Source organism: Streptomyces sp. NPDC026515 (assembly GCF_055567595.1).
This window is the reverse complement of sequence record NZ_JBVHQD010000013.1, coordinates 159,325-179,674: the sequence shown is the minus strand read 5'-3', so window position 1 is coordinate 179,674 and position 20,350 is coordinate 159,325. Positions and strand designations below refer to the sequence as shown.

The window sequence follows — 20,350 nt, the reverse complement described above, 5'->3', positions numbered from 1 at the left end:
AGGGAGTCTCTCCCGGGGTTTTCCCGGGAGAAACTCACGAAAAAAAAACCCAGAAAGAAAAAAAAACCCCAAGAAAAAAACCACTCCGGCACGGGGCGGGGCGCGGGGGGCCCGCCCCCCCGCCACTCACGCTGCCGCCGGCAGTTCCGGCCGCAGCGGCCAGTACGTGTTCACCGTCTCCGGTGTGCCGCTGCGCGCGAACCACGCCTGCAGCCCGCGTGCCTGCGCCGCGTGCCACGTCGTCTGCAACGTGTGCAGCTCGGCGGGGCTCAGGCGCTCCAGCCGGGCCGCGAACCTGCGGCCCAGCGCTCGTACCAGATCCAGTGAGGCCAGCGCGTCGGCGGCCGCGTCGTGCGCGCCCTCCAGGGTGACCTCGTAGTGCGCACAGAGGTCGGTCAGGGTCCGACGGCCCTTGCGGTAGCGGTCCAGATGCTTGTCCAGGACCCGCGGGTCGAGGACGAGCAGGGGGCTCGCCTCGAACCAGCGGTCCAGTGCGGACGCCCGGTGCCGCCTCAACTCGCGGTCCAGCAGCGTCAGATCGAACGGCGCGTTCATCACCACCAGCGGGCGGTGCATCGCCGCGTGCTCGGCCAGATGCTCGGCTATCTCGTACATCACCGGCGCCGGCCAGCGGCCGTTGCGCTGCAGGTGTTCGTCCGTCAGCCCGTGCACCGCCGTCGCCGCTTCCGGCACCGGCATGCCCGGGTTGACCAGCCAGCGGGTCACCCGGGGCCGGGTGCCCGGGGCGTCCTGGACGACGACCGCGGCGGACACGATGCGGTCGGTCTCCACGTCCACGCCCGTGGTCTCCGTGTCGAAGGCCGCCAAGGGCCCCTCGTACCAGCACGTCATGCCAATACAACTCCTTGTTCACCCACGGCAGCTGACGTTCCGTCTTCTGCCTGTTTGGTGATACCCGGGCCGTTTGCGGCGTACGCCGGAAGGACACAACAGGAGTGCGGGTCTTTGCAGTTCAGCGGCTCGCCACGGGGAAACTCTTTGGCTGGGAAGGCTGTTGGTCATGGCGATAGCGCAGCCCGAGCGGGGCGGGCTGCTGCCCGAACGCACGGGCCCCCATCGCGGCACACTCGCCACCACCGCCTGCATGGAGACACTGCAGGTGGGATATCTGCACGCCGTCGCCGCGGCGGCCGGCTGCTCGCTCTCGCAGCCGTTCCCGGACAACGGCATCGACTGGCACGTCAGCCACGGCTCGCCCGGTCACACCGTCGACGACGAGGTGACGATAAAGGTGCAGCTGAAGTGCACGTACCAGGTCCCACCCAACCCTCCGGGACGTTTCTTCTCCTTCACGCTGGACAACGACCACCTGCGCAAGCTCGCCCGCACACCGGTGTCGGTGCACAAGATCCTCGTGGTGATGCTGGTTCCGCGCTCCCAGGACGACTGGCTGCGCGCCAGCCACGACCGGCTCGATCTGCGCCACTGCTGCTACTGGGTCAACCTGGCAGGGCATCCGATCACCGGCCGGAACCGGACCACCGTGCGGATTCCGGCCTCGCGCATCTTCGACGACCGGGCGCTCTGCGAGATCATGACGCGGGTCGGGACGGGAGGACGACCATGAGGCACCGTCCGTACGAGGAGCAGCTGAGGGAAGTCCGGCCGCATCCGGTGGACCCCCACTGGAACCGTCCTCCCGAGCCCACCGACGTCGACCCCGCGGTCCTCGGCGCCCTGCTGCGCAGGCACGGCTGGCAGCGGCGCGGGGGAGCCCCGGGGCGTTACGGCCGCTGGACTCCACCCGGGCCGGGCAACACCGGCACCAGCCTGCTGGTACCCGAGAGCCGCGCCTTCCCGGACAGTGACGACCTGCTCGGGGAGGCGCTCACGGCTCTCGTGCGCAGCGGGACGCCCGCCGCCCGGGAGGTGCTGGTCGCTCTCGCGGTACCCAGCGACGAGATCCGCTGGTGGCGCGATGTGCCGGGCGGGCCCGCGGACACGGCGCCCTGGACGGTCGAGGAGCAGCTGCGCACCGCCGCCCGGCAGACACTGCTGGCCGGCGCGCTCGCCACGCGCGCGCGTGCCGGTTACTACGGCGCCCGGCACAAGCGCGCGGCCGCCGCCCTGCTGGAGACCGTCCTGGTCGGCTCGGCGGAGGGCGGCCGGGGCCTGACCGCCTTCGTGCCCGTGGGTACCGGACGGCCCCTCGCCGTACGCCTCCACCAGGCTTTGTACGCCACCCGTGAGGCCATCGACTACCAGCGGGCCACCGGCGGCATGGACGCCTTCGACGGAGCCGTCGAGGCCGGCGTGAGCCGTGAGCTCACCGACGCCCTGATCACGCTCGTGCGCGGCACCGAGGGCGCCCGGATCTCCGTCGAGTGGGCGCCGGGCGCCGGGGCCCCCGACGACTGCGCGTCGACCGCCGAGCCCGTCGAGTTCTCGCCCGGCGACCTGCCCGTGCTGCGCGAGGCGGGCGCCCGCTTCCTGCGCGACGAACCCTCCGTACCGGTCCGGATCACCGGCACCGTGGTCCGGATGCGCCGCCCGGAGCCGCGCGGTGCCGGCACGGTACGGCTGCGGGTCCTGGCCGGCGCCGAGGTGCCCTACGTGCGGCTCACCCTCGACGAGGAGGACTACCGCATCGCCGGGCAGGCCCACCTGGTCGGCCTCCCGGTGCGGGTGCACGGGCGGCTGGAGAGCCGGGGCGGGTTCCGGCGGCTGTCGGGGGCCGGCGGGGTCGTACCGGTGCAGGTGGACGAGGCCGAGCGGGACCGGCTGGTGAAATCGCTGCAGGAGAACCTCGACTTCTTCGAGGAGGCGTGCAGTGGCGACGACTGCGACTGACCGGCGACTGCGGGTAACCGTTTAGCGGTCGGTGGGGCCGGGTCGGTACGATCCGGTATTGCGCGCGCTCCTGGTATGGCGCCGCATCCACCTTCAGGCAGGAGAGACCGGTGTCAGACGTCCGTGTGATCATCCAACGCGATTCCGAGCGGGAAGAACGCGTGGTGACGACGGGCACTACGGCCGCCGAGCTCTTCGCCGGCGAGCGCTCGATCATCGCCGCGCGGGTGGGCGGCGAGCTCAAGGACCTCGCGTACGAGCTGAAGGACGGCGAGACCGTCGAGGGCGTCGAGATCTCCTCCGAGGACGGACTGGGCATCCTGCGCCACTCGACCGCGCACGTCATGGCCCAGGCCGTGCAGGAGCTGTTCCCCGAGGCGAAGCTCGGCATCGGCCCGCCCGTCAAGGACGGCTTCTACTACGACTTCGACGTCGAGAAGCCGTTCCATCCCGATGACCTCAAGGCCATCGAGAAGAAGATGCAGGAGATCCAGAAGCGCGGGCAGAGGTTCTCCCGCCGGGTGGTGACCGACGAGGCCGCCCGCGAGGAGCTGGCGAACGAGCCGTACAAGCTGGAGCTGATCGGCCTCAAGGGCTCGGCCTCCAGCGACGACGGCGCGGACGTCGAGGTCGGCGCCGGTGAGCTGACGATCTACGACAACCTGGACGCCAAGACCGGCGAGCTGTGCTGGAAGGACCTCTGCCGCGGTCCCCACCTGCCCTCCACCCGCCTCATCCCGGCGTTCAAGCTGATGCGCAACGCGGCCGCCTACTGGCGCGGCAGCGAGAAGAACCCGATGCTCCAGCGCATCTACGGCACCGCCTGGCCGTCCAAGGACGAGCTGAAGCAGTACCTCGACTTCCTCGCCGAGGCCGAGAAGCGCGACCACCGCAAGCTGGGCAACGAGCTGGACCTGTTCTCCATCCCGGAGCAGATCGGCTCCGGCCTCGCCGTCTTCCACCCCAAGGGCGGCGTGGTCCGCCGGGTGATGGAGGACTACTCGCGCCGCCGGCACGAGGAGGAGGGCTACGAGTTCGTCTACACCCCGCACGCCACGAAGGGGAAGCTCTTCGAGACGTCCGGGCACCTGGACTGGTACGCCGACGGCATGTACCCGCCCATGCAGCTCGACGAGGGCGTGGACTACTACCTCAAGCCCATGAACTGCCCGATGCACAACCTGATCTTCGACGCGCGCGGCCGCTCCTACCGTGAACTGCCGCTGCGGCTCTTCGAGTTCGGGACCGTGTACCGCTACGAGAAGTCCGGTGTCGTGCACGGCCTGACCCGGGCCCGCGGCTTCACCCAGGACGACGCGCACATCTACTGCACCAAGGAGCAGATGGCGGAGGAGCTCGACAAGACGCTCACCTTCGTCCTGAACCTGCTGCGCGACTACGGCCTCACCGACTTCTACCTGGAGCTGTCGACCAAGGACCCGGAGAAGTTCGTCGGATCCGACGAGGTCTGGGAGGAGGCGACCGAGACGCTGCGCGCGGTCGCCGAGAAGCAGGGCCTCCCGCTCGTCCCCGACCCGGGCGGCGCCGCCTTCTACGGCCCGAAGATCTCCGTGCAGACCAAGGACGCCATCGGCCGCACCTGGCAGATGTCCACCGTCCAGCTCGACTTCAACCTGCCCGAGCGGTTCGACCTGGAGTACACCGCGGCCGACGGCTCCAAGCAGCGCCCGGTGATGATCCACCGTGCCCTGTTCGGCTCCATCGAACGGTTCTTCGCGGTGCTCCTGGAGCACTACGCGGGCGCCTTCCCGGCGTGGCTGGCGCCGGTCCAGGCGGTCGGCATCCCGATCGGCGACGGACACGTCGAGTACCTGCAGAAGTTCGCGGCCGAGGCCAAGAGGAAGGGCCTGCGGGTCGAGGTCGACGCGTCGTCGGACCGGATGCAGAAGAAGATCCGCAACGCCCAGAAGCAGAAGGTGCCCTTCATGGTCATCGCGGGCGACGAGGACATGGCGGCCGGCTCGGTCTCCTTCCGCTACCGCGACGGCTCGCAGGAGAACGGCATCCCGTTCGAAGAGGCCATCGCCAAGATCGCGAAGGTGGTCGAGGACCGGACCCAGGTCTGATCCCGCACCCCTGAGACAGGCCCCCGGGGATCACTTCTCCGCGGGCCTGTCGTCCGTCCGGCCCACCAGCGCGTCCTCCTCGCCCTCCAGCGCGAACCGTTGCAGCAGCATCGAGGAGAACGAACCGGTGACCGCGCCCAGCAGAGCGATCCCGCAGGCCATCAGCCCGACCGCGATGGTCCGGCCGAGCGTGGTCACCGGGGTGACGTCGCCGTAGCCGACGGTCGACAGGGTCGAGCACGTCCACCACACGGAGTCGCCGAAGGTGCGGATCGTGGCGTTCGGGGCGCCGCGTTCGACCTGGTAGACGGCGAGCGCCCCGGCGAAGCCCAGCAGGGCGATCGACAGGCTCGCGTAGGCCATCACGCGGGCCTGCAGCGCGAGCCGGGTGTGCCCGTGCCTGCGCTGCATCGCCTCGTAGGTGCGCACGATCCGCACCGGCCGCAGCAGGGGCAGCAGCAGGACGACCGTGTCCAGCCACTGCCGTCGTACGAAGTACGGGCCGTCACCGCTGATCCGCCAGCGCACCCCGTAGTCGACGGCGAACAGCGCCCACGTCCCGTAGGTCAGCGACAGGAACAGGTCGTGTACGCCCCCGGGCAGACCGGGCGCCAGCACATGCACCGCGTACGCGCCCAGGAACACCAGGGACGCGATGGCGAGAGGAAGGTCCGTCCCGTGCTGCCAGCGGTCCAGGCGGCTGTCGTCGTCCATCCGCCCAGCTTCGCCGCACGGCCGTTTCCGCTGGCCCCGGCGACACGCCGCGAACGGGCGAAGCCATATGCTGCCTAGCATGACGAGTGAGCCGGAGCAGCAGATCGGAGTGGGGACGCAGGACGCGTTCCAGCGCCTGTGGACGCCCCACCGGATGGCCTACATCCAGGGTGAGAACAAGCCGACCGGCCCGGGGGCCGACGACGGCTGTCCCTTCTGCTCGATCCCGGCCAAATCCGACGAGGACGGGCTGATCGTCCGGCGCGGCGAGCACGTCTACGCGGTGCTCAACCTCTACCCGTACAACGGCGGCCACCTGATGACGGTCCCGTACCGCCATGTCGCCGACTACACGGACCTGACCGGCCCGGAGACGGCCGAACTGGCCGAGCTGACCAAGCAGGCGATGACCGCGCTGCGCACGGCGTCCGGTGCCCACGGGTTCAACATCGGCATGAACCAGGGCACGGTGGCGGGTGCGGGCATCGCGGCCCACCTGCACCAGCACATCGTCCCCCGCTGGGGCGGCGACACGAACTTCATGCCGGTGGTGGGCCACACCCGGGTGCTGCCCCAGCTGCTCGCCGACACCCGCAAGATGCTGGCCGAGGCCTGGACGGCGGCGCGGGCCTGACGGTTCCCTCCCCGGGGACGGTTTCCCCGGTGAGCGTCTCCCGGCGCGGGGAGGGGTCACGCGTCGTACTTGTCGGCCTTCTTGGGCGACGCCTCCTGGACCGACCCGCTGAGCGCTCCGGCCCGCGAGTTGAACTTGTCGAGGTTGACGTCGTGCTCCCTGAGCACGCTGAGCGCGGCCCGGTGCACGGCACGGAGTATCGGCGTGGCCGCGCGCAACGCGTCGTCGGCCATGAAGCGGTGGTCCCAGGGCTGGTCGGCCCAGGCGTGCCGCAGACCGAACGGCTCGGGCAGGCCTATCGAACCGCCGAGCCACTTCAGCAGCGGCGGGTACCAGCTGATGGTGGCACGGGCGCCGAGCCGGACCACCTCGTCGGGGGTGACCAGCGGCAGCTTGACGGTACGGGTCTCCCAGAACCGCACGGTCTTGGCGACCGTCTTGGTGGGGGCGGCGGGCTTCTCGTTGAACAGGCCGTTGACCGGGCCCAGGGCGTGTCCGGTGACCTCGATGCGGAGGGTCTCCTTCAGCACGGTCACGGTCGCCATCATCGTGATGATCAGGTCACCGTTCCACAGGTGGGGCCACTGCACGCCCAGGTAGTGCCGGTCGCCCTTGTCGAAGTGGTTGTTGTTGCAGATGTCCTCGACGACCTTGGGTCCCACCTTGTAGTCGGTGCCCTCGGACCGGGACACCGCCTTGGCGCCCGCTCCGACATGGGTGACGATCCAGTGCCTGACCTGGGGTTCGGGGAAGCCGCCCGTCTTCAGGTGCTGCCGGTGCAGCACGCTCAGCTCCTTCTCGATCTCCCGGACGACCGTCCAGGCCCGGAACTCGTGGACGCCCTTGACCGGATCGAGCGGGAGCAGTTCCTCCGCGAGCACCCAGGAACCCCAGCGGGTACCCATACCGAGTATGCCCTTGGTGCCGGCGTAGAAGACCGAGTTGGACTGCTGCTCGGCGCTGAGCCGGGCCAGTGACTGGCGCAGCTGCTCGGCCGCGGCCTGGTCGGGGCTGGTCGGCACCGCCTCGGGGACCTTCGCGCCGACGCTGCCGCCGGAGAGCAGGCCGTCCCAGGCCGCGCGCAGGTCCGTCGCGGTCCTTTCGCAGAGCCGCTTGGCCAGGTACCAGCCGACCACGGGGAGCACGATGCAGCCGCGCGCGTACCAGCCCCAGAAGCCGGTGAACGGCATCCTGATCAGGAAGATCACCGCGAGGACGCCGACGGCGGCCAGCAGGGCGCTGCCGAACCCGGAGACCCGCTTGTCGCCGGCCTTCAGCATGGTCGCGCGGAGCTGGAAGACCAGCAGCCAGATCACCAGGCCGGGCAGGAACAGCACGCCGCACAGGAACATGATGGCGGTCAGGCGCTGGTCGCGTTCCTTGCGGATGCGGTTGGCCGCCAGGCAGTGCTCGACGACCACCTGGGGTTCGCTGCCGAAGGACTGGATGAGCGGTTTGCGGCCGACACCCAGCATCCGGTCGATGACCGCCTGGGAGTACGCCTCACCGAAGTTGGGCCGGAAGATCTTCGCCCATGCGCGGCCCTCGTTGACCGTGGACTGGTGCCACTCGTTGTCGGCCTTCTTGATCTCCTCCATCGGCGTGTCCCGGTAGGCCGCCGAGGCCAGGGCATAGGTCGGGGCCTGCGCCTCGCCACCCGGCCTCGGCACCTGTGGCCCGAAGAAGTCCTCGAAGCTCATTCCCGCCCCCTTGCCGCCGTCCCGCTTCTGCGGCCTTCCCGACTTCCGTACTCCGCACACCTGTTGATCAAGTACTCAGGGTATCCCCGGCCACCGACAACCGTCGGCGGACGGCCGAAGCCGTCCGCCGGACGTCCGTGTCGGGTCCTTGCCGTCGACTATGAGGCCTCCTACGAGGCTTCCCCGACCTGTTCGCGAATCTTCTCGGCGATCTGTGGCGGCATCGGCTCATGACGGGCGTACGCGCGGCTGAAACGCGCCGTACCGTGCGCGAGGGAGCGCAGGTCGACCGCGTACCGGCCGATCTCGAACTCGGGCACCTCGGCCTTGATCAGCGTCCGTCCGCCATTGGTCTGCTCGGTGCCCAGCACCCGGCCGCGCCGTCCGGACAGGTCGCTCATCACCGCGCCCACGTAGTCGTCGCCGACCAGCACGGAGACCTCGGCCACCGGCTCCAGGAGATGGATCCTGGCGTCCGCCGCGGCCTCCCGCAGCGCCAGTGCGCCCGCCGTCTGGAAAGCGGCGTCGGAGGAGTCCACCGAGTGCGCCTTGCCGTCGAGCAGGGTGACCCGCACGTCGACCAGCTGGTAGCCGGCGGCGACCCCCTTGGTCGCCTGGGCCCTGATGCCCTTCTCGACGGACGGGATGAACTGCCGGGGCACCGCGCCGCCGACGACCTTGTCGACGAACTCGATGCCGGAGCCGCCCGGCAGCGGCTCCACCTCGATCTCGCAGATCGCGAACTGCCCGTGCCCGCCTGACTGTTTGACGTGCCGTCCGCGCCCGGCGGACCGGCCGGCGAACGTCTCCCGCAGGGACACCTTGTGCGGTACGACGTCGACCTGGACCCCGTACCGGCTGCGCAGCCGCTCCAGGGCGACGTCCGCGTGCGCCTCCCCGAGGCACCACAGCACCACCTGGTGGGTGTCCGGGTTCTGTTCGAGCCGCATGGTCGGGTCCTCGGCGACCAGGCGGGCGAGGCCCTGCGAGAGCTTGTCCTCGTCAGCCTTGCTGTGTGCCTGGATGGCCAGCGGCAGCAGCGGGTCGGGCATCTCCCACGGTTCCATGAGCAGCGGGTCGTCCTTGCCGGAGAGGGTGTCCCCGGTCTCCGCGCGGCCGAGCTTGGCCACGCACGCGAGGTCGCCGGCGATGACATGGGTGACCGGCCGCTGCTGCTTGCCGAAGGGCGTGGACAGGGCGCCGATCTTCTCGTCGACGTCGTGGTCCTCGTGGCCGCGGTCGGCGAGGCCGTGCCCGGAGACGTGGACCGTCTCGTCGGGGCGCAGGGTGCCGGAGAAGACCCGGACCAGCGAGACCCGGCCGACGTACGGGTCGGAGGCGGTCTTCACCACCTCGGCGACCAGCGGACCGCCCGTGTCGCAGGGCTTGATCTCGCGCGGCTCGCCGCCGATGGTGGTGACCCCCGGAGTGGGGTGCTCGAACGGGGTCGGGAACCCGCCCGTGATCAGCTCCAGCAGTTCCACCGTGCCGAGCCCCTGGCGGGCGCCGTCGGTGGCCGGAGCGGCGGCCAGCACGGGGAAGAACGCCCCGCGTGCCACGGCCCGCTCCAGGTCCTCGATCAGCGTCTTGAGGTCGATCCGCTCGCCGCCCAGATAGCGGTCCATGAGCGTCTCGTCCTCGCTCTCCGAGATGATCCCCTCGATCAGCCGGTTGCGGGCCTCGTCGATGTCCGGCAGCTGGTCGGGCCCGGGCTCGGACTCCCTGCGCTCCCCGGACGAGTAGTCGAACAGCTTCTGCGTGAGCAGCCCGACCAGGCCGGTCACCGGCGCGTGTCCGTCCGGCCCCTGCGCGCCGTGCAGCGGCAGGTAGAGCGGGAGCACGGCGTCGGGGTCGTCGGCGCCGAACGCCTCGGCGCACACCCGGGTCATCTCCTCGAAGTCCGCGCGGGCGGCCTCCAGGTGCGTGACGACGATCGCCCGGGGCATCCCGACGGCCGCGCACTCCTCCCAGACCATCCGCGTCGAGCCGTCCACCCCGTCCGAGGCCGAGACGACGAAGAGGGCCGCGTCCGCCGCACGCAGACCGGCCCTCAGCTCACCGACGAAGTCGGCGTATCCCGGGGTGTCCAGGATATTGATCTTGATTCCGTTCCATTCGACCGGTACCAGTGACAGCTGTACGGACCGCTGCTGCCGGTGCTCGATGTCGTCGTAGTCCGAGACGGTGCCGCCGTCCTCCACCCGGCCCGCCCGGTTCACCGCTCCCGCGGTCAGCGCGAGAGCCTCCACCAATGTCGTCTTGCCCGATCCGCAGTGGCCGACCAGCACCACATTCCGTACGGACGCGGGGTGGTCGGCCGCTGTCGCCCTGCCGGCGGCTCCGGGGTGTTCCCTGACCTTGTCGCCCATGGCTATGCCTCCCGTGCACGGTGAGGTCTGTGTGGGCGCGGGCGAGCGAGCCGGGCCGCGTGCGGCGGCGGCTGCGATGACGCCCGCGGTTATTCGAGCTTTCCACTCCCGTCACGGTGCGTCCATACGAAGGACGCGACCCTGCCCGTGCGCCCCCCGGCACCCCGCCACCGGTCGCGACTGCGAGTGCCCACCCGTCGCACCCCCGCGCGCGTGGCTACGATGGGCCAGCCGGGGTGGCCAGCAGGGGCCGCACGGCGCAACGACCGTCGGGAAGGCCATGCTGAACAAGTACGCGCGTGCATTTTTCACGCGTGTCCTCACGCCGTTCGCCACGTTTCTCATCCGCCGGGGTGTGAGCCCGGACACGGTCACGCTCCTCGGCACGGCCGGAGTGGTCGCGGGCGCGCTGGTCTTCTTCCCCCGGGGCGAGTTCTTCTGGGGGACGATCGTGATCACGCTCTTCGTCTTCTCGGACCTGGTGGACGGCAACATGGCCCGCCAGCTGGGCCGTACCAGCCGCTGGGGCGCCTTCCTGGACTCCACCCTGGACCGGGTCGCCGACGGCGCCATCTTCGGCGGCTTCGCCCTCTGGTACGCGGGCAACGGCGACAACGACGTCCTGTGCGCGGTCTCCATCTTCTGCCTGGCCAGCGGCCAGGTGGTGTCGTACACCAAGGCGCGCGGCGAGTCGATCGGACTGCCGGTGGCCGTCAACGGCCTGGTCGAGCGGGCCGAGCGCCTGGTGATCTCGCTGGTGGCCGCCGGTCTGGCCGGTCTCCACAAGTTCGGTGTGCCGGGCATCCAGATCCTGCTCCCGATCGCCCTGTGGGTCGTCGCCGTGGGCAGCCTGGTCACCCTCGTGCAGCGGGTCGTCACGGTCCGCCGGGAGTCCGCCGAGGCGGAGGCCGCGGCCGAGCGGGAGAAGACCGCCCACGGGAGCGAGGCCGGGCAGTGACCGCCGCCGACCGGCTCACCGACGGTCTGTACGGGCTCGGCTGGAGCACCGTGAAGAAGCTGCCCGAGCCGGTCGCCGTGCGCCTCGGCAGGACGGTCGCGGACCTCGCCTGGCGGCAGCGCGGCAAGGGCGTCCAGCGCCTGGAGTCCAACTACGCGCGCGTGCTGCGCGACGCGAGCCCTCAGCGGCTGCGCGAGCTGTCCCGTGCGGGCATGCGGTCGTACCTGCGGTACTGGATGGAGTCCTTCCGGCTGCCGGCCTGGAGCGAGGACCGGATCCGGGCCGGCTTCGACGTCAAGGACGTCCACCACCTCACCGACGGCCTCGCCTCCGGCCGGGGCGTGATCATCGCGCTGCCGCACCTTGCCAACTGGGACCTGGCCGGCGCCTGGGTCACCACCGAGCTGGAGACCCCGTTCACCACGGTCGCCGAGCGCCTCAAGCCGGAGACGCTCTACGACCGTTTCGTCGCCTACCGCGAGGGCCTCGGCATGGAGGTCCTGCCGCACAGCGGCGGCTCCGCCTTCGGCGCGCTGGCCCGCAGGCTGCGCGACGGCGGCCTGATCTGCCTGGTCGCCGACCGTGACCTGTCCGCCTCCGGCGTCGAGGTCGACTTCTTCGGCGACACCGCCCGGATGCCCGCGGGACCGGCCCTGCTGGCCCAGCAGACCGGCGCCCGCCTGCTCCCTGTGACCCTCTGGTACGACGACACGCCCGTCATGAAGGGCCGGGTGCACGCCCCGATCGACGTACCCGAGTCAGGTGACCGGGAGTCCAGGACGTCTGTCATGACACAGGCGCTGGCGGATGCCTTCGCCACCGGGATCGCCGACCATCCGGAGGACTGGCACATGCTCCAGCGACTGTGGCTGGCCGACCTCGACCCCGCGAAGGGACCGTCGTGAGGATCGGCATCGTCTGCCCCTACTCCTGGGACGTGCCCGGTGGCGTCCAGTTCCACATCAGGGACCTCGCCGAGTACTTCATCCGCCTCGGCCACGACGTCTCCGTCCTGGCTCCCGCGGACGACGACACCCCTCTCCCGCCCTACGTGGTCTCGGCCGGCCGCGCCGTCCCGGTGCCGTACAACGGCTCCGTGGCCCGCCTCAACTTCGGTTTCCTGTCCGCCGCGCGGGTACGGCGCTGGCTGCACGACGGCGCGTTCGACGTGGTCCACATCCACGAGCCGGCCTCGCCCTCCCTGGGCCTGCTGACCTGCTGGGCTGCGCAGGGCCCGATGGTCGCGACCTTCCACACCTCCAACCCGCGCTCCCGCGCGATGATCGCGGCCTACTCGATCCTGCAGGCTGCCCTGGAGAAGATCAGCGCCCGGATCGCGGTCAGCGAGTACGCCCGCCGCACCCTGGTGGAGCACCTGGGCGGTGACGCGGTGGTCATCCCCAACGGCGTCGACGTCGACTTCTTCGCCAAAGCCGAGCCGCGCCCCGAGTGGCAGGGCGACACCATCGGCTTCATCGGGCGGATCGACGAGCCCCGCAAGGGCCTGCCGGTGCTGATGAAGGCCCTGCCCAAGATCCTCGCCGCCCGTCCGCAGACCCGGCTCCTGGTGGCCGGCCGCGGCGACGAGGAGGCCGCGGTCGAGTCCCTGCCCGCCGAGCTGCGCTCCCGCGTCGAGTTCCTCGGCATGGTGAGCGACGAGGACAAGGCCCGCTTCCTGCGCAGCCTCGACCTGTACATCGCGCCCAACACGGGCGGCGAGAGCTTCGGGATCATCCTGGTCGAGGCCCTCTCCGCCGGGGCGCCGGTCCTCGCCTCCGACCTCGACGCCTTCGCCCAGGTCCTCGACCAGGGGGCGGCCGGTGAGCTCTTCGCCAACGAGGACGCCGACGCACTGGCCGAGGCGGCGGTACGGCTGCTGGGGAACCCGGAGCGCCGGGCAGAGCTGCGGGAGCGCGGCAGCGTCCATGTGCGCCGCTTCGACTGGTCGACCGTGGGAGCGGACATCCTGTCGGTCTACGAGACGGTGACGGCGGGCGCGGCGGCGGTGGCGGCGGACGAACGCCCGGGGTTGCGGGCGCGGTTCGGGCTGGCGCGGGACTGAACGCTCCGCCGGGACGGCCGCGGTGCGTCGTCCGACGGCCGCGGCGCCCTTGTGGCCGGGCGCCCGGTTCCCCGCGCCCCTGACGGGGCGCTGCCGCGGGCGTTTCCTATAGCGTTCCGCCCGTGACCGCAACGCTCATCTGGACGCTCTGGATCCTCGCCGCCCTCGTGGTGACCGGCCTGTACCTGAGCTGGACCGCAGGCCGTCTCGACCGGCTGCACTCGCGCATCGACGCCGCCCGTGCCGCCCTCGACGCCCAGTTGCTGCGGCGCGCCTCGGTGGCCCAGGAGCTGGCGACCTCGGGCGTACTGGACCCGGCCTCCTCGATCGTGCTGTACGAGGCCGCGCACGCCGCCCGGCAGGCCGAGGAGGACCAGCGGGAGGTCGCCGAGAGCGACCTGAGCCAGGCCCTGCGCGCGGTCTTCGAGCACCCTCAGCAGGTCGAGGAGGTCCGCGCGGCGCCCGGCGGTGAGGCCGCCACGGGCGAGCTGGCCGAGGCCGTACGCCGGGTCCCGATGGCCCGCCGCTTCCACAACGACGCCGTCGGTGCCGCCCGCCGGCTGCGTGAACACCGCAAGGTCCGCTGGTTCCGGCTGGCCGGACACGCCCCCTTCCCGCTGGCCTTCGAGATGGACGACGAACCGCCGGCCGCGCTGGTGGAGCGCACGGCCTGACCGGAAAACGATCCACCGCCTTCCCATTGGCCCTTGCTGTGGACTGGTCCACTCGCGTTTCCTCGGTGTTTGCAGAAACCCTCTTTCAGCGAGTGAGGTCACCCGTGTCCACCATCGACAACCAGGCCCCCGAGACCGGTACCGCCCGTGTGAAGCGCGGCATGGCCGAGCAGCTCAAGGGCGGCGTGATCATGGACGTCGTCACGCCGGAGCAGGCGAAGATCGCCGAGGACGCGGGCGCCGTCGCCGTCATGGCCCTGGAGCGGGTCCCGGCGGACATCCGCAAGGACGGCGGAGTGGCCCGCATGTCCGACCCGGACATGATCGAGGGCATCATCGAAGCCGTCTCCATCCCGGTCATGGCCAAGTCCCGGATCGGCCACTTCGTCGAGGCCCAGGTCCTCCAGTCGCTCGGTGTCGACTACATCGACGAGTCCGAGGTCCTCACCCCGGCCGACGAGGTCAACCACTCCGACAAGTGGGCCTTCACCACCCCCTTCGTCTGCGGCGCCACCAACCTCGGCGAGGCCCTGCGCCGGATCGCCGAGGGCGCGGCCATGATCCGCTCCAAGGGCGAGGCCGGCACCGGCAACGTCGTCGAGGCCGTCCGTCACCTGCGCCAGATCAAGGGTGAGATCGCCAAGCTGCGCGGCTGCGACAACAACGAGATCTACGCCGCGGCCAAGGAGCTGCGCGCCCCGTTCGAGCTGGTCAAGGAGGTCGCCGAGCTCGGCAAGCTGCCGGTGGTGCTGTTCTCCGCCGGCGGTGTCGCCACCCCCGCCGACGCCGCCCTGATGCGCCAGCTCGGCGCCGAGGGCGTCTTCGTCGGCTCCGGTATCTTCAAGTCCGGCGACCCGGCCAAGCGCGCCGCCGCCATCGTCAAGGCGACCACCTTCTACGACGACCCGAAGATCATCGCCGACGCGTCCCGCAACCTCGGCGAGGCCATGGTCGGCATCAACTGCGACACCCTCCCCGAGACCGAGCGCTACGCGAACCGGGGCTGGTGATGACCACTCCCGTGGTCGGCGTGCTCGCGCTCCAGGGCGACGTACGGGAGCATCTCGTCGCCCTGGCCGCGGCCGACGCCGTGGGCCGGCCGGTCCGCCGTCCCGAGGAACTCGCCGAGGTGGACGGCCTGGTCATCCCGGGCGGCGAGTCCACCACCATCTCCAAGCTGGCCGTGCTGTTCGGCGTGATGGAACCGCTCCGCGCGCGCGTGCGGGCCGGAATGCCCGTCTACGGCACCTGCGCGGGCATGATCATGCTCGCCGACAAGATCCTCGACCCGCGCTCGGGCCAGGAGACGATCGGCGGCATCGACATGATCGTGCGCCGTAACGCCTTCGGACGGCAGAACGAGTCGTTCGAGGCGGCGGTCGACGTCAAGGGTGTCGCGGGCGATCCTGTAGAGGGCGTGTTCATCCGCGCGCCCTGGGTCGAGTCGGTCGGCGCCGCGGCCGAGGTGCTCGCCGAACACGGCGGCCACATCGTCGCGGTCCGCCAGGGCAACGCGCTCGCCACGTCGTTCCACCCGGAGCTGACCGGCGACCACCGAGTGCACTCCCTGTTCGTCGACATGGTGCACGCGAACCGGGCGGCGGAGTCCTAGTAGGATCTCTGGCGTTCGTTGCAGAGATGGGTTACGCGAAGGAGACAGGCAGATGTCCGGCCACTCTAAATGGGCCACGACGAAGCACAAGAAGGCCGTGATCGACGCCAAGCGCGGCAAGCTCTTCGCGAAGCTGATCAAGAACATCGAGGTCGCTGCCCGGATGGGCGGCGTCGACATCGAGGGCAACCCGACCCTCTACGACGCCATCCAGAAGGCGAAGAAGCAGTCGGTCCCGAACAAGAACATCGACTCCGCGGTCAAGCGCGGCGGTGGACTCGAGGCCGGCGGCGCCGACTACGAGACGATCATGTACGAGGGCTACGGCCCGAACGGTGTCGCGGTGCTCATCGAGTGCCTCACCGACAACCGCAACCGCGCGGCCTCCGACGTCCGGGTCGCCATGACCCGCAACGGCGGCTCCATGGCCGACCCCGGCTCGGTGTCGTACCTCTTCAACCGCAAGGGCGTCGTGATCGTCCCCAAGGGCGAGCTCTCCGAGGACGACGTCCTCGGCGCCGTCCTGGACGCGGGCGCCGAGGAGGTCAACGACCTCGGTGAGTCCTTCGAGGTGCTCAGCGAGGCCACGGACATGGTCGCCGTCCGCACCGCCCTCCAGGACGCCGGGATCGACTACGACTCCGCCGAGGCCAACTTCGTCCCGACCATGCAGGTCGAGCTGGACGAGGAGGGCGCCCGGAAGATCTTCAAGCTGATCGACGCCCTCGAGGACAGCGACGACGTGCAGAACGTCTTCGCCAACTTCGACGTCAGCGACGAGGTCATGGAGAAGGTCGACGCGTAGCGCCGCCGCGCGGGCTGAGCCGACCGAGCGGGCCGACGGGACACACCCGTCGGCCCGTCGTCATGTCGGCCGTTGTCGGTGGCACCGGCTAGCCTGCACGAACTGGGGGCACCTCCCAGCGACAGCCGGGAGAGAGCGAAGGGAGGGGGCGCGGTGCGCGTACTGGGGGTGGACCCGGGACTGACCCGATGCGGCGTCGGGGTCGTCGACGGCGTCGCAGGACGGCCGCTCACCATGGTCGCGGTGGGAGTCGTCCGCACGTCCGCGGACGCCGAACTCGGCCATCGCCTGGTCGCCGTCGAGCGGGGCATCGAGCGGTGGCTGGACGAGCACCGGCCCGAATTCGTCGCCGTGGAGCGGGTGTTCAGCCAGCACAACGTCCGGACCGTGATGGGCACCGCCCAGGCCAGCGCCGTCGCCATGCTGTGCGCCGCCCGCCGGGGCATCCCGGTCGCCCTGCACACCCCCAGTGAGGTCAAGGCCGCCGTCACCGGCTCGGGGCGCGCCGACAAGGCCCAGGTCGGCGCCATGGTCACCCGGCTGCTACGGCTCGACGCGCCGCCCAAGCCGGCCGACGCCGCCGACGCCCTCGCGCTCGCCATCTGCCACATCTGGCGCGCCCCCGCACAGAACCGACTCCAGCAGGCCGTCGCCCTGCACGCAGCCAACGCAACGAAAGGCCGTACGGCATGATCGCCTTCGTGAGCGGCCCGGTCGCCGCCCTCGCCCCGGACTCCGCGGTCGTCGAGGTGGGCGGGATCGGCCTCGCGGTCCAGTGCACGCCCAACACTCTGTCCGGGCTGCGCATGGGCCAGCAGACCAGGCTCGCCACCTCCCTCGTCGTCCGGGAGGACTCGCTCACCCTGTACGGCTTCGCCGACGACGACGAGCGCCAGACCTTCGAACTGCTGCAGACGGCGAGCGGGGTCGGACCCCGCCTCGCCCAGGCCATGCTGGCGGTGCACAGCCCCGACGCCCTGCGCCGGGCCGTCGCCACCGGCGACGAGAAGTCGCTCACCGCCGTCCCCGGCATCGGCAAGAAGGGTGCCCAGAAGCTGCTCCTGGAGCTGAAGGACCGGCTCGGCGAGCCCCTCGGCGCCCCCGCGACCGGCGCGCCGGTCAGCCAGGGCTGGCGCGATCAGCTGCACGCCGCGCTGATCGGCCTCGGCTACGCGACCCGGGAGGCCGAGGAGGCCGTCACCGCCGTCGCCCCGCAGGCCGAGGCCGCCGCCGGCACCCCGCAGGTGGGCCAGCTCCTCAAGGCGGCCCTGCAGACCCTCAACCGCGCCCGCTGACCCCACCACCGCTGAGGCACATCACTTATGAACTGGGACGACACGACCGACACCGGCGCCGACGCGGAGCGGTTGGTGGGCGCCGTCGCCGACCGTGAGGACCAGGCCGTCGAGGCCGCCCTGCGCCCCAAGGACCTCGGCGAGTTCATCGGCCAGGAGAAGGTCCGCGAGCAGCTCGACCTGGTCCTGCGGGCCGCACGCGCGCGCGGCGCCACCGCCGACCACGTGCTGCTCTCCGGCGCCCCCGGCCTCGGCAAGACCACCCTCTCGATGATCATCGCGGCGGAGATGGGCGCTCCCATCCGCATCACCTCGGGCCCCGCCATCCAGCACGCCGGTGACCTGGCCGCGATCCTCTCCTCCCTCCAGGAGGGCGAGGTCCTCTTCCTCGACGAGATCCACCGCATGTCCCGGCCCGCCGAGGAGATGCTGTACATGGCGATGGAGGACTTCCGGGTCGACGTCATCGTCGGCAAGGGCCCCGGCGCCACCGCCATCCCCCTGGAACTGCCCCCGTTCACCCTGGTCGGCGCCACCACACGCGCGGGGTTGCTGCCCCCGCCGTTGCGTGACCGTTTCGGTTTCACCGCCCACATGGAGTTCTACGAGCCGAGGGAACTGGAGCGGGTGGTGCACCGGTCGGCGCACCTGCTGGACGTCGAGATCGACCCGGCCGGTGCCGCCGAGATCGCAGGCCGCTCGCGCGGCACGCCCCGGATCGCGAACCGCCTGCTGCGCCGCGTCCGCGACTACGCGCAGGTCAAGGCCGACGGACTGATCACCCGCGAGATCGCGCACGCGGCACTGGCCGTCTACGAGGTGGACGAGCGCGGCCTGGACCGGCTCGACCGGGCGGTACTGGAGGCGCTGCTCAAGCTGTTCGGCGGCGGTCCGGTCGGCCTGTCCACGCTGGCCGTGGCGGTGGGGGAGGAACGCGAGACGGTCGAGGAGGTCGCCGAGCCCTTCCTGGTCCGCGAGGGCCTCCTCGCCCGCACCCCGCGCGGCCGCGTCGCCACCCCCGCCGCCTGGGCCCACCTGGGCCTGACGGCTCCCCGGGGGACGGGATCAGGCCAGCAGGACCTGTTCGGCACCTGACACGGGGCGGACCCCCGGGTTCCGCCGCGCACCGCCGTGCCGACGCCGCGGTCACCATCGGCTCCGGACGCCGGGGCCGCGAGGCGCGCCGCACTCGGCGGCAGCACCGGCCGCGGGATGCTGCGGGCCGGCGCTCGCCTGTCGCCCAGGCCGCGAACCGCACCCCGCTCGGCTGCCGTCGTGTCGCAGCGGCCACCGGATCCGCGGCGCTCGGCTGTCGCGTCGGGCGTCGGGCGTCGGGCGGGCCGCTGTCGCGCCGGTCTTCGGGTGGGACTCGGCCGGCTGTCGCGTCGGGCTGGGGATGGTGCGGTTTCCGGCCGTTGCGTCGGGTGTCGGTCGGCGGTTGCACACGCCCCGGCACGTGCTGCGGTCGGTTCGCGTACGGCCGCGGGATGTCGCGGTGCTCGGCCGTCGTGTCGCAGCGGCCACCGGATGCGCGGCGCTCGGCCGTGGCGGCCGGCGCCGGATGGGCCGCGTTCTGCTGTCGGACCGGGCGTCGGGAGCGGGGGGCCGGGGTGGTCGGGCCCGATGGGCCCGGGCTCGGTGTGCGGCGTCGGCCGTGCCGTGCCCGGTACGCGTGTCCGCGGCGGGATGTGTCCCGTCTCTCCCTCACCTCTTACCCTTGACCCGGTCGTCGGGCCGCCGCCCCGCGGGGCCCGTGGGGCAGACGTGATCTCTTCGTGACGGCGGGGCATTGGCGGGTGCAGGAACCCAGGTGCCATGCTGAGCGTTGTTCCATGCGCGCGGACTCGCTTAGACTCCGCCGATGCTGCCTTTGCGGGCGGCGCCGACCACACCCCCATCATCCAGGCCGCTCTCCGCCGCGGCTGCGCGAAGGAAATTCCGTCTCGTGAATACCTTGCCTCTTCTCTTCTTCATCGTCCTTATCGCAGCCATGTTCCTGATGACGCGTTCCAACCGGAAGCGCCAGCAGCAGGCGAAGCAGATGCGGAACGAGATGCAGCCCGGCAGTGGCGTCCGCACCATCGGGGGCATGTACGCGACGGTCAAGGAAGTCAACGAGGACACGGTCCTCCTCGACGCCGGCCCGGGTGTCGACCTCCTCTTCGCGAAGAACGCGATCGGCGCTGTGCTGACCGACGACGAGTACAACCGCATCGTGCACGGCATCGAGCACGACCTGAAGTCCGACACCGACATCGTTCCGGACAACGCCTCCTCCCTCACCGAGACCGACGGCGAGCCCGCCGGCGCTGCCGCCGCCTCCGGCGACAAGACCGTCGACTTCGGCAAGAAGGACGTGGCCGGGGAGAAGGCCGACGAGAAGGCCGACGAGAAGGCCGAGGACACGGTGGCGGCCAAGGCCGAGGAGACGGAGCCCTCCGAGGCGAAGGCCGACGAAGAGCCGAAGAAGACCGACGGCGACTCCGACACGAAGTAGCCGTGTCCCGGGGAGCACGGCGCGCGTCAGGCGTGCCGGGCGCACCCCGGGCGCGTCTGTTTCCCGCACGGGATCCCGACACCATGTCATGGCCGACCGCGCCGACCAGGCGCGCGGCGGCCCGAGAGGGAG

General features: G+C 71.1%; 19 protein-coding genes. 15 read left to right on the top strand and 4 right to left on the bottom strand.

Annotated features, from left to right (window positions below; translation table 11 throughout):
- Positions 1–126: 126 nt before the first annotated feature.
- Positions 127–852 carry an exonuclease domain-containing protein gene (locus ACZ4O3_RS27030; RefSeq protein ID WP_467724671.1) on the bottom strand — a complete coding sequence of 242 codons (726 nt, stop codon included), beginning with the start codon at positions 850–852 and terminating at the stop codon, positions 127–129.
- Positions 853–1,021: 169 nt separating this feature from the next.
- Between ACZ4O3_RS27030 and ACZ4O3_RS27025 the strand changes: the two genes are divergently transcribed.
- The 3 genes from ACZ4O3_RS27025 to thrS all read left to right on the top strand — a co-directional run bounded on the left by ACZ4O3_RS27025 (position 1,022) and on the right by thrS (position 4,898).
- Complete coding sequence (locus ACZ4O3_RS27025; RefSeq protein WP_362732319.1) at positions 1,022–1,588, top strand: DUF4365 domain-containing protein; 567 nt, start codon at positions 1,022–1,024, stop codon at positions 1,586–1,588.
- On the top strand, positions 1,585–2,811 hold the full coding sequence (locus ACZ4O3_RS27020) for a serine/threonine-protein kinase (protein WP_384993761.1): 1,227 nt from the start codon (positions 1,585–1,587) through the stop codon (positions 2,809–2,811). The genes ACZ4O3_RS27025 and ACZ4O3_RS27020 overlap by 4 nt, the downstream gene beginning before the upstream one ends.
- A gap of 110 nt (positions 2,812–2,921) precedes the next feature.
- Entirely contained in the window at positions 2,922–4,898 is a 1,977-nt protein-coding gene (gene thrS, locus ACZ4O3_RS27015) for a threonine--tRNA ligase (RefSeq protein ID WP_362719333.1), read from the top strand.
- A 30-nt stretch (positions 4,899–4,928) separates the two neighbouring features.
- Here thrS and ACZ4O3_RS27010 read toward each other — a convergent pair whose 3' ends face one another.
- Positions 4,929–5,612 (bottom strand): potassium channel family protein, encoded by a 684-nt coding sequence (locus ACZ4O3_RS27010; protein WP_362719330.1) that lies wholly within the window; start codon positions 5,610–5,612, stop codon positions 4,929–4,931.
- Positions 5,613–5,679: 67 nt separating this feature from the next.
- On the opposite strand from ACZ4O3_RS27010, the gene ACZ4O3_RS27005 reads away from it, so the two are divergent.
- Complete coding sequence (locus ACZ4O3_RS27005) at positions 5,680–6,246, top strand: HIT family protein (protein ID WP_362719327.1); 567 nt, start codon at positions 5,680–5,682, stop codon at positions 6,244–6,246.
- Positions 6,247–6,302: 56 nt separating this feature from the next.
- Here ACZ4O3_RS27005 and ACZ4O3_RS27000 read toward each other — a convergent pair whose 3' ends face one another.
- Positions 6,303–7,946 (bottom strand): hypothetical protein, encoded by a 1,644-nt coding sequence (locus tag ACZ4O3_RS27000; protein ID WP_467724668.1) that lies wholly within the window; start codon positions 7,944–7,946, stop codon positions 6,303–6,305.
- Positions 7,947–8,116: 170 nt separating this feature from the next.
- The gene (locus ACZ4O3_RS26995) at positions 8,117–10,315 is read right to left on the bottom strand and encodes an elongation factor G-like protein EF-G2 (RefSeq protein ID WP_362719322.1); all 2,199 of its coding nucleotides are present in this window, start codon (positions 10,313–10,315) and stop codon (positions 8,117–8,119) included.
- Positions 10,316–10,595: 280 nt separating this feature from the next.
- Here ACZ4O3_RS26995 and pgsA point away from each other — a divergent pair, with 280 nt between their 5' ends.
- From pgsA to yajC, 11 genes are all read left to right on the top strand, one after another.
- Positions 10,596–11,273, top strand: a complete 678-nt coding sequence (gene pgsA / locus ACZ4O3_RS26990; RefSeq protein ID WP_467724666.1) for a phosphatidylinositol phosphate synthase — start codon at positions 10,596–10,598, stop codon at positions 11,271–11,273.
- A complete protein-coding gene (locus ACZ4O3_RS26985; RefSeq protein ID WP_362719316.1) occupies positions 11,270–12,178 on the top strand; it encodes a phosphatidylinositol mannoside acyltransferase in 909 nt (302 codons plus the stop codon). The genes pgsA and ACZ4O3_RS26985 overlap by 4 nt, the downstream gene beginning before the upstream one ends.
- Positions 12,175–13,335 (top strand): glycosyltransferase family 4 protein, encoded by a 1,161-nt coding sequence (locus ACZ4O3_RS26980; protein ID WP_384993781.1) that lies wholly within the window; start codon positions 12,175–12,177, stop codon positions 13,333–13,335. The genes ACZ4O3_RS26985 and ACZ4O3_RS26980 overlap by 4 nt, the downstream gene beginning before the upstream one ends.
- Before the next feature lie 122 nt (positions 13,336–13,457).
- Positions 13,458–14,009 carry a LemA family protein gene (locus ACZ4O3_RS26975; protein WP_362726737.1) on the top strand — a complete coding sequence of 184 codons (552 nt, stop codon included), beginning with the start codon at positions 13,458–13,460 and terminating at the stop codon, positions 14,007–14,009.
- Positions 14,010–14,113: 104 nt separating this feature from the next.
- On the top strand, positions 14,114–15,019 hold the full coding sequence (gene pdxS, locus ACZ4O3_RS26970) for a pyridoxal 5'-phosphate synthase lyase subunit PdxS (protein ID WP_362726733.1): 906 nt from the start codon (positions 14,114–14,116) through the stop codon (positions 15,017–15,019).
- Positions 15,019–15,621 (top strand): pyridoxal 5'-phosphate synthase glutaminase subunit PdxT, encoded by a 603-nt coding sequence (gene pdxT, locus ACZ4O3_RS26965; RefSeq protein ID WP_362726730.1) that lies wholly within the window; start codon positions 15,019–15,021, stop codon positions 15,619–15,621. Before pdxS ends, pdxT begins: the two co-directional genes overlap by 1 nt.
- A 52-nt stretch (positions 15,622–15,673) precedes the next feature.
- Positions 15,674–16,426, top strand: coding sequence for a YebC/PmpR family DNA-binding transcriptional regulator (locus ACZ4O3_RS26960; RefSeq protein ID WP_362643727.1), 753 nt, complete (start codon positions 15,674–15,676; stop codon positions 16,424–16,426).
- Between the two features lie 153 nt (positions 16,427–16,579).
- Positions 16,580–17,119 (top strand): crossover junction endodeoxyribonuclease RuvC, encoded by a 540-nt coding sequence (ruvC, locus tag ACZ4O3_RS26955; RefSeq protein WP_362726725.1) that lies wholly within the window; start codon positions 16,580–16,582, stop codon positions 17,117–17,119.
- The gene (gene ruvA, locus ACZ4O3_RS26950) at positions 17,116–17,721 is read left to right on the top strand and encodes a Holliday junction branch migration protein RuvA (RefSeq protein ID WP_467724662.1); all 606 of its coding nucleotides are present in this window, start codon (positions 17,116–17,118) and stop codon (positions 17,719–17,721) included. Before ruvC ends, ruvA begins: the two co-directional genes overlap by 4 nt.
- Positions 17,722–17,748: 27 nt before the next feature.
- Positions 17,749–18,816, top strand: a complete 1,068-nt coding sequence (gene ruvB / locus ACZ4O3_RS26945) for a Holliday junction branch migration DNA helicase RuvB (protein WP_384993790.1) — start codon at positions 17,749–17,751, stop codon at positions 18,814–18,816.
- Between the two features lie 850 nt (positions 18,817–19,666).
- Entirely contained in the window at positions 19,667–20,218 is a 552-nt protein-coding gene (gene yajC / locus ACZ4O3_RS26940; RefSeq protein ID WP_362713779.1) for a preprotein translocase subunit YajC, read from the top strand.
- Positions 20,219–20,350 lie beyond the last annotated feature (132 nt).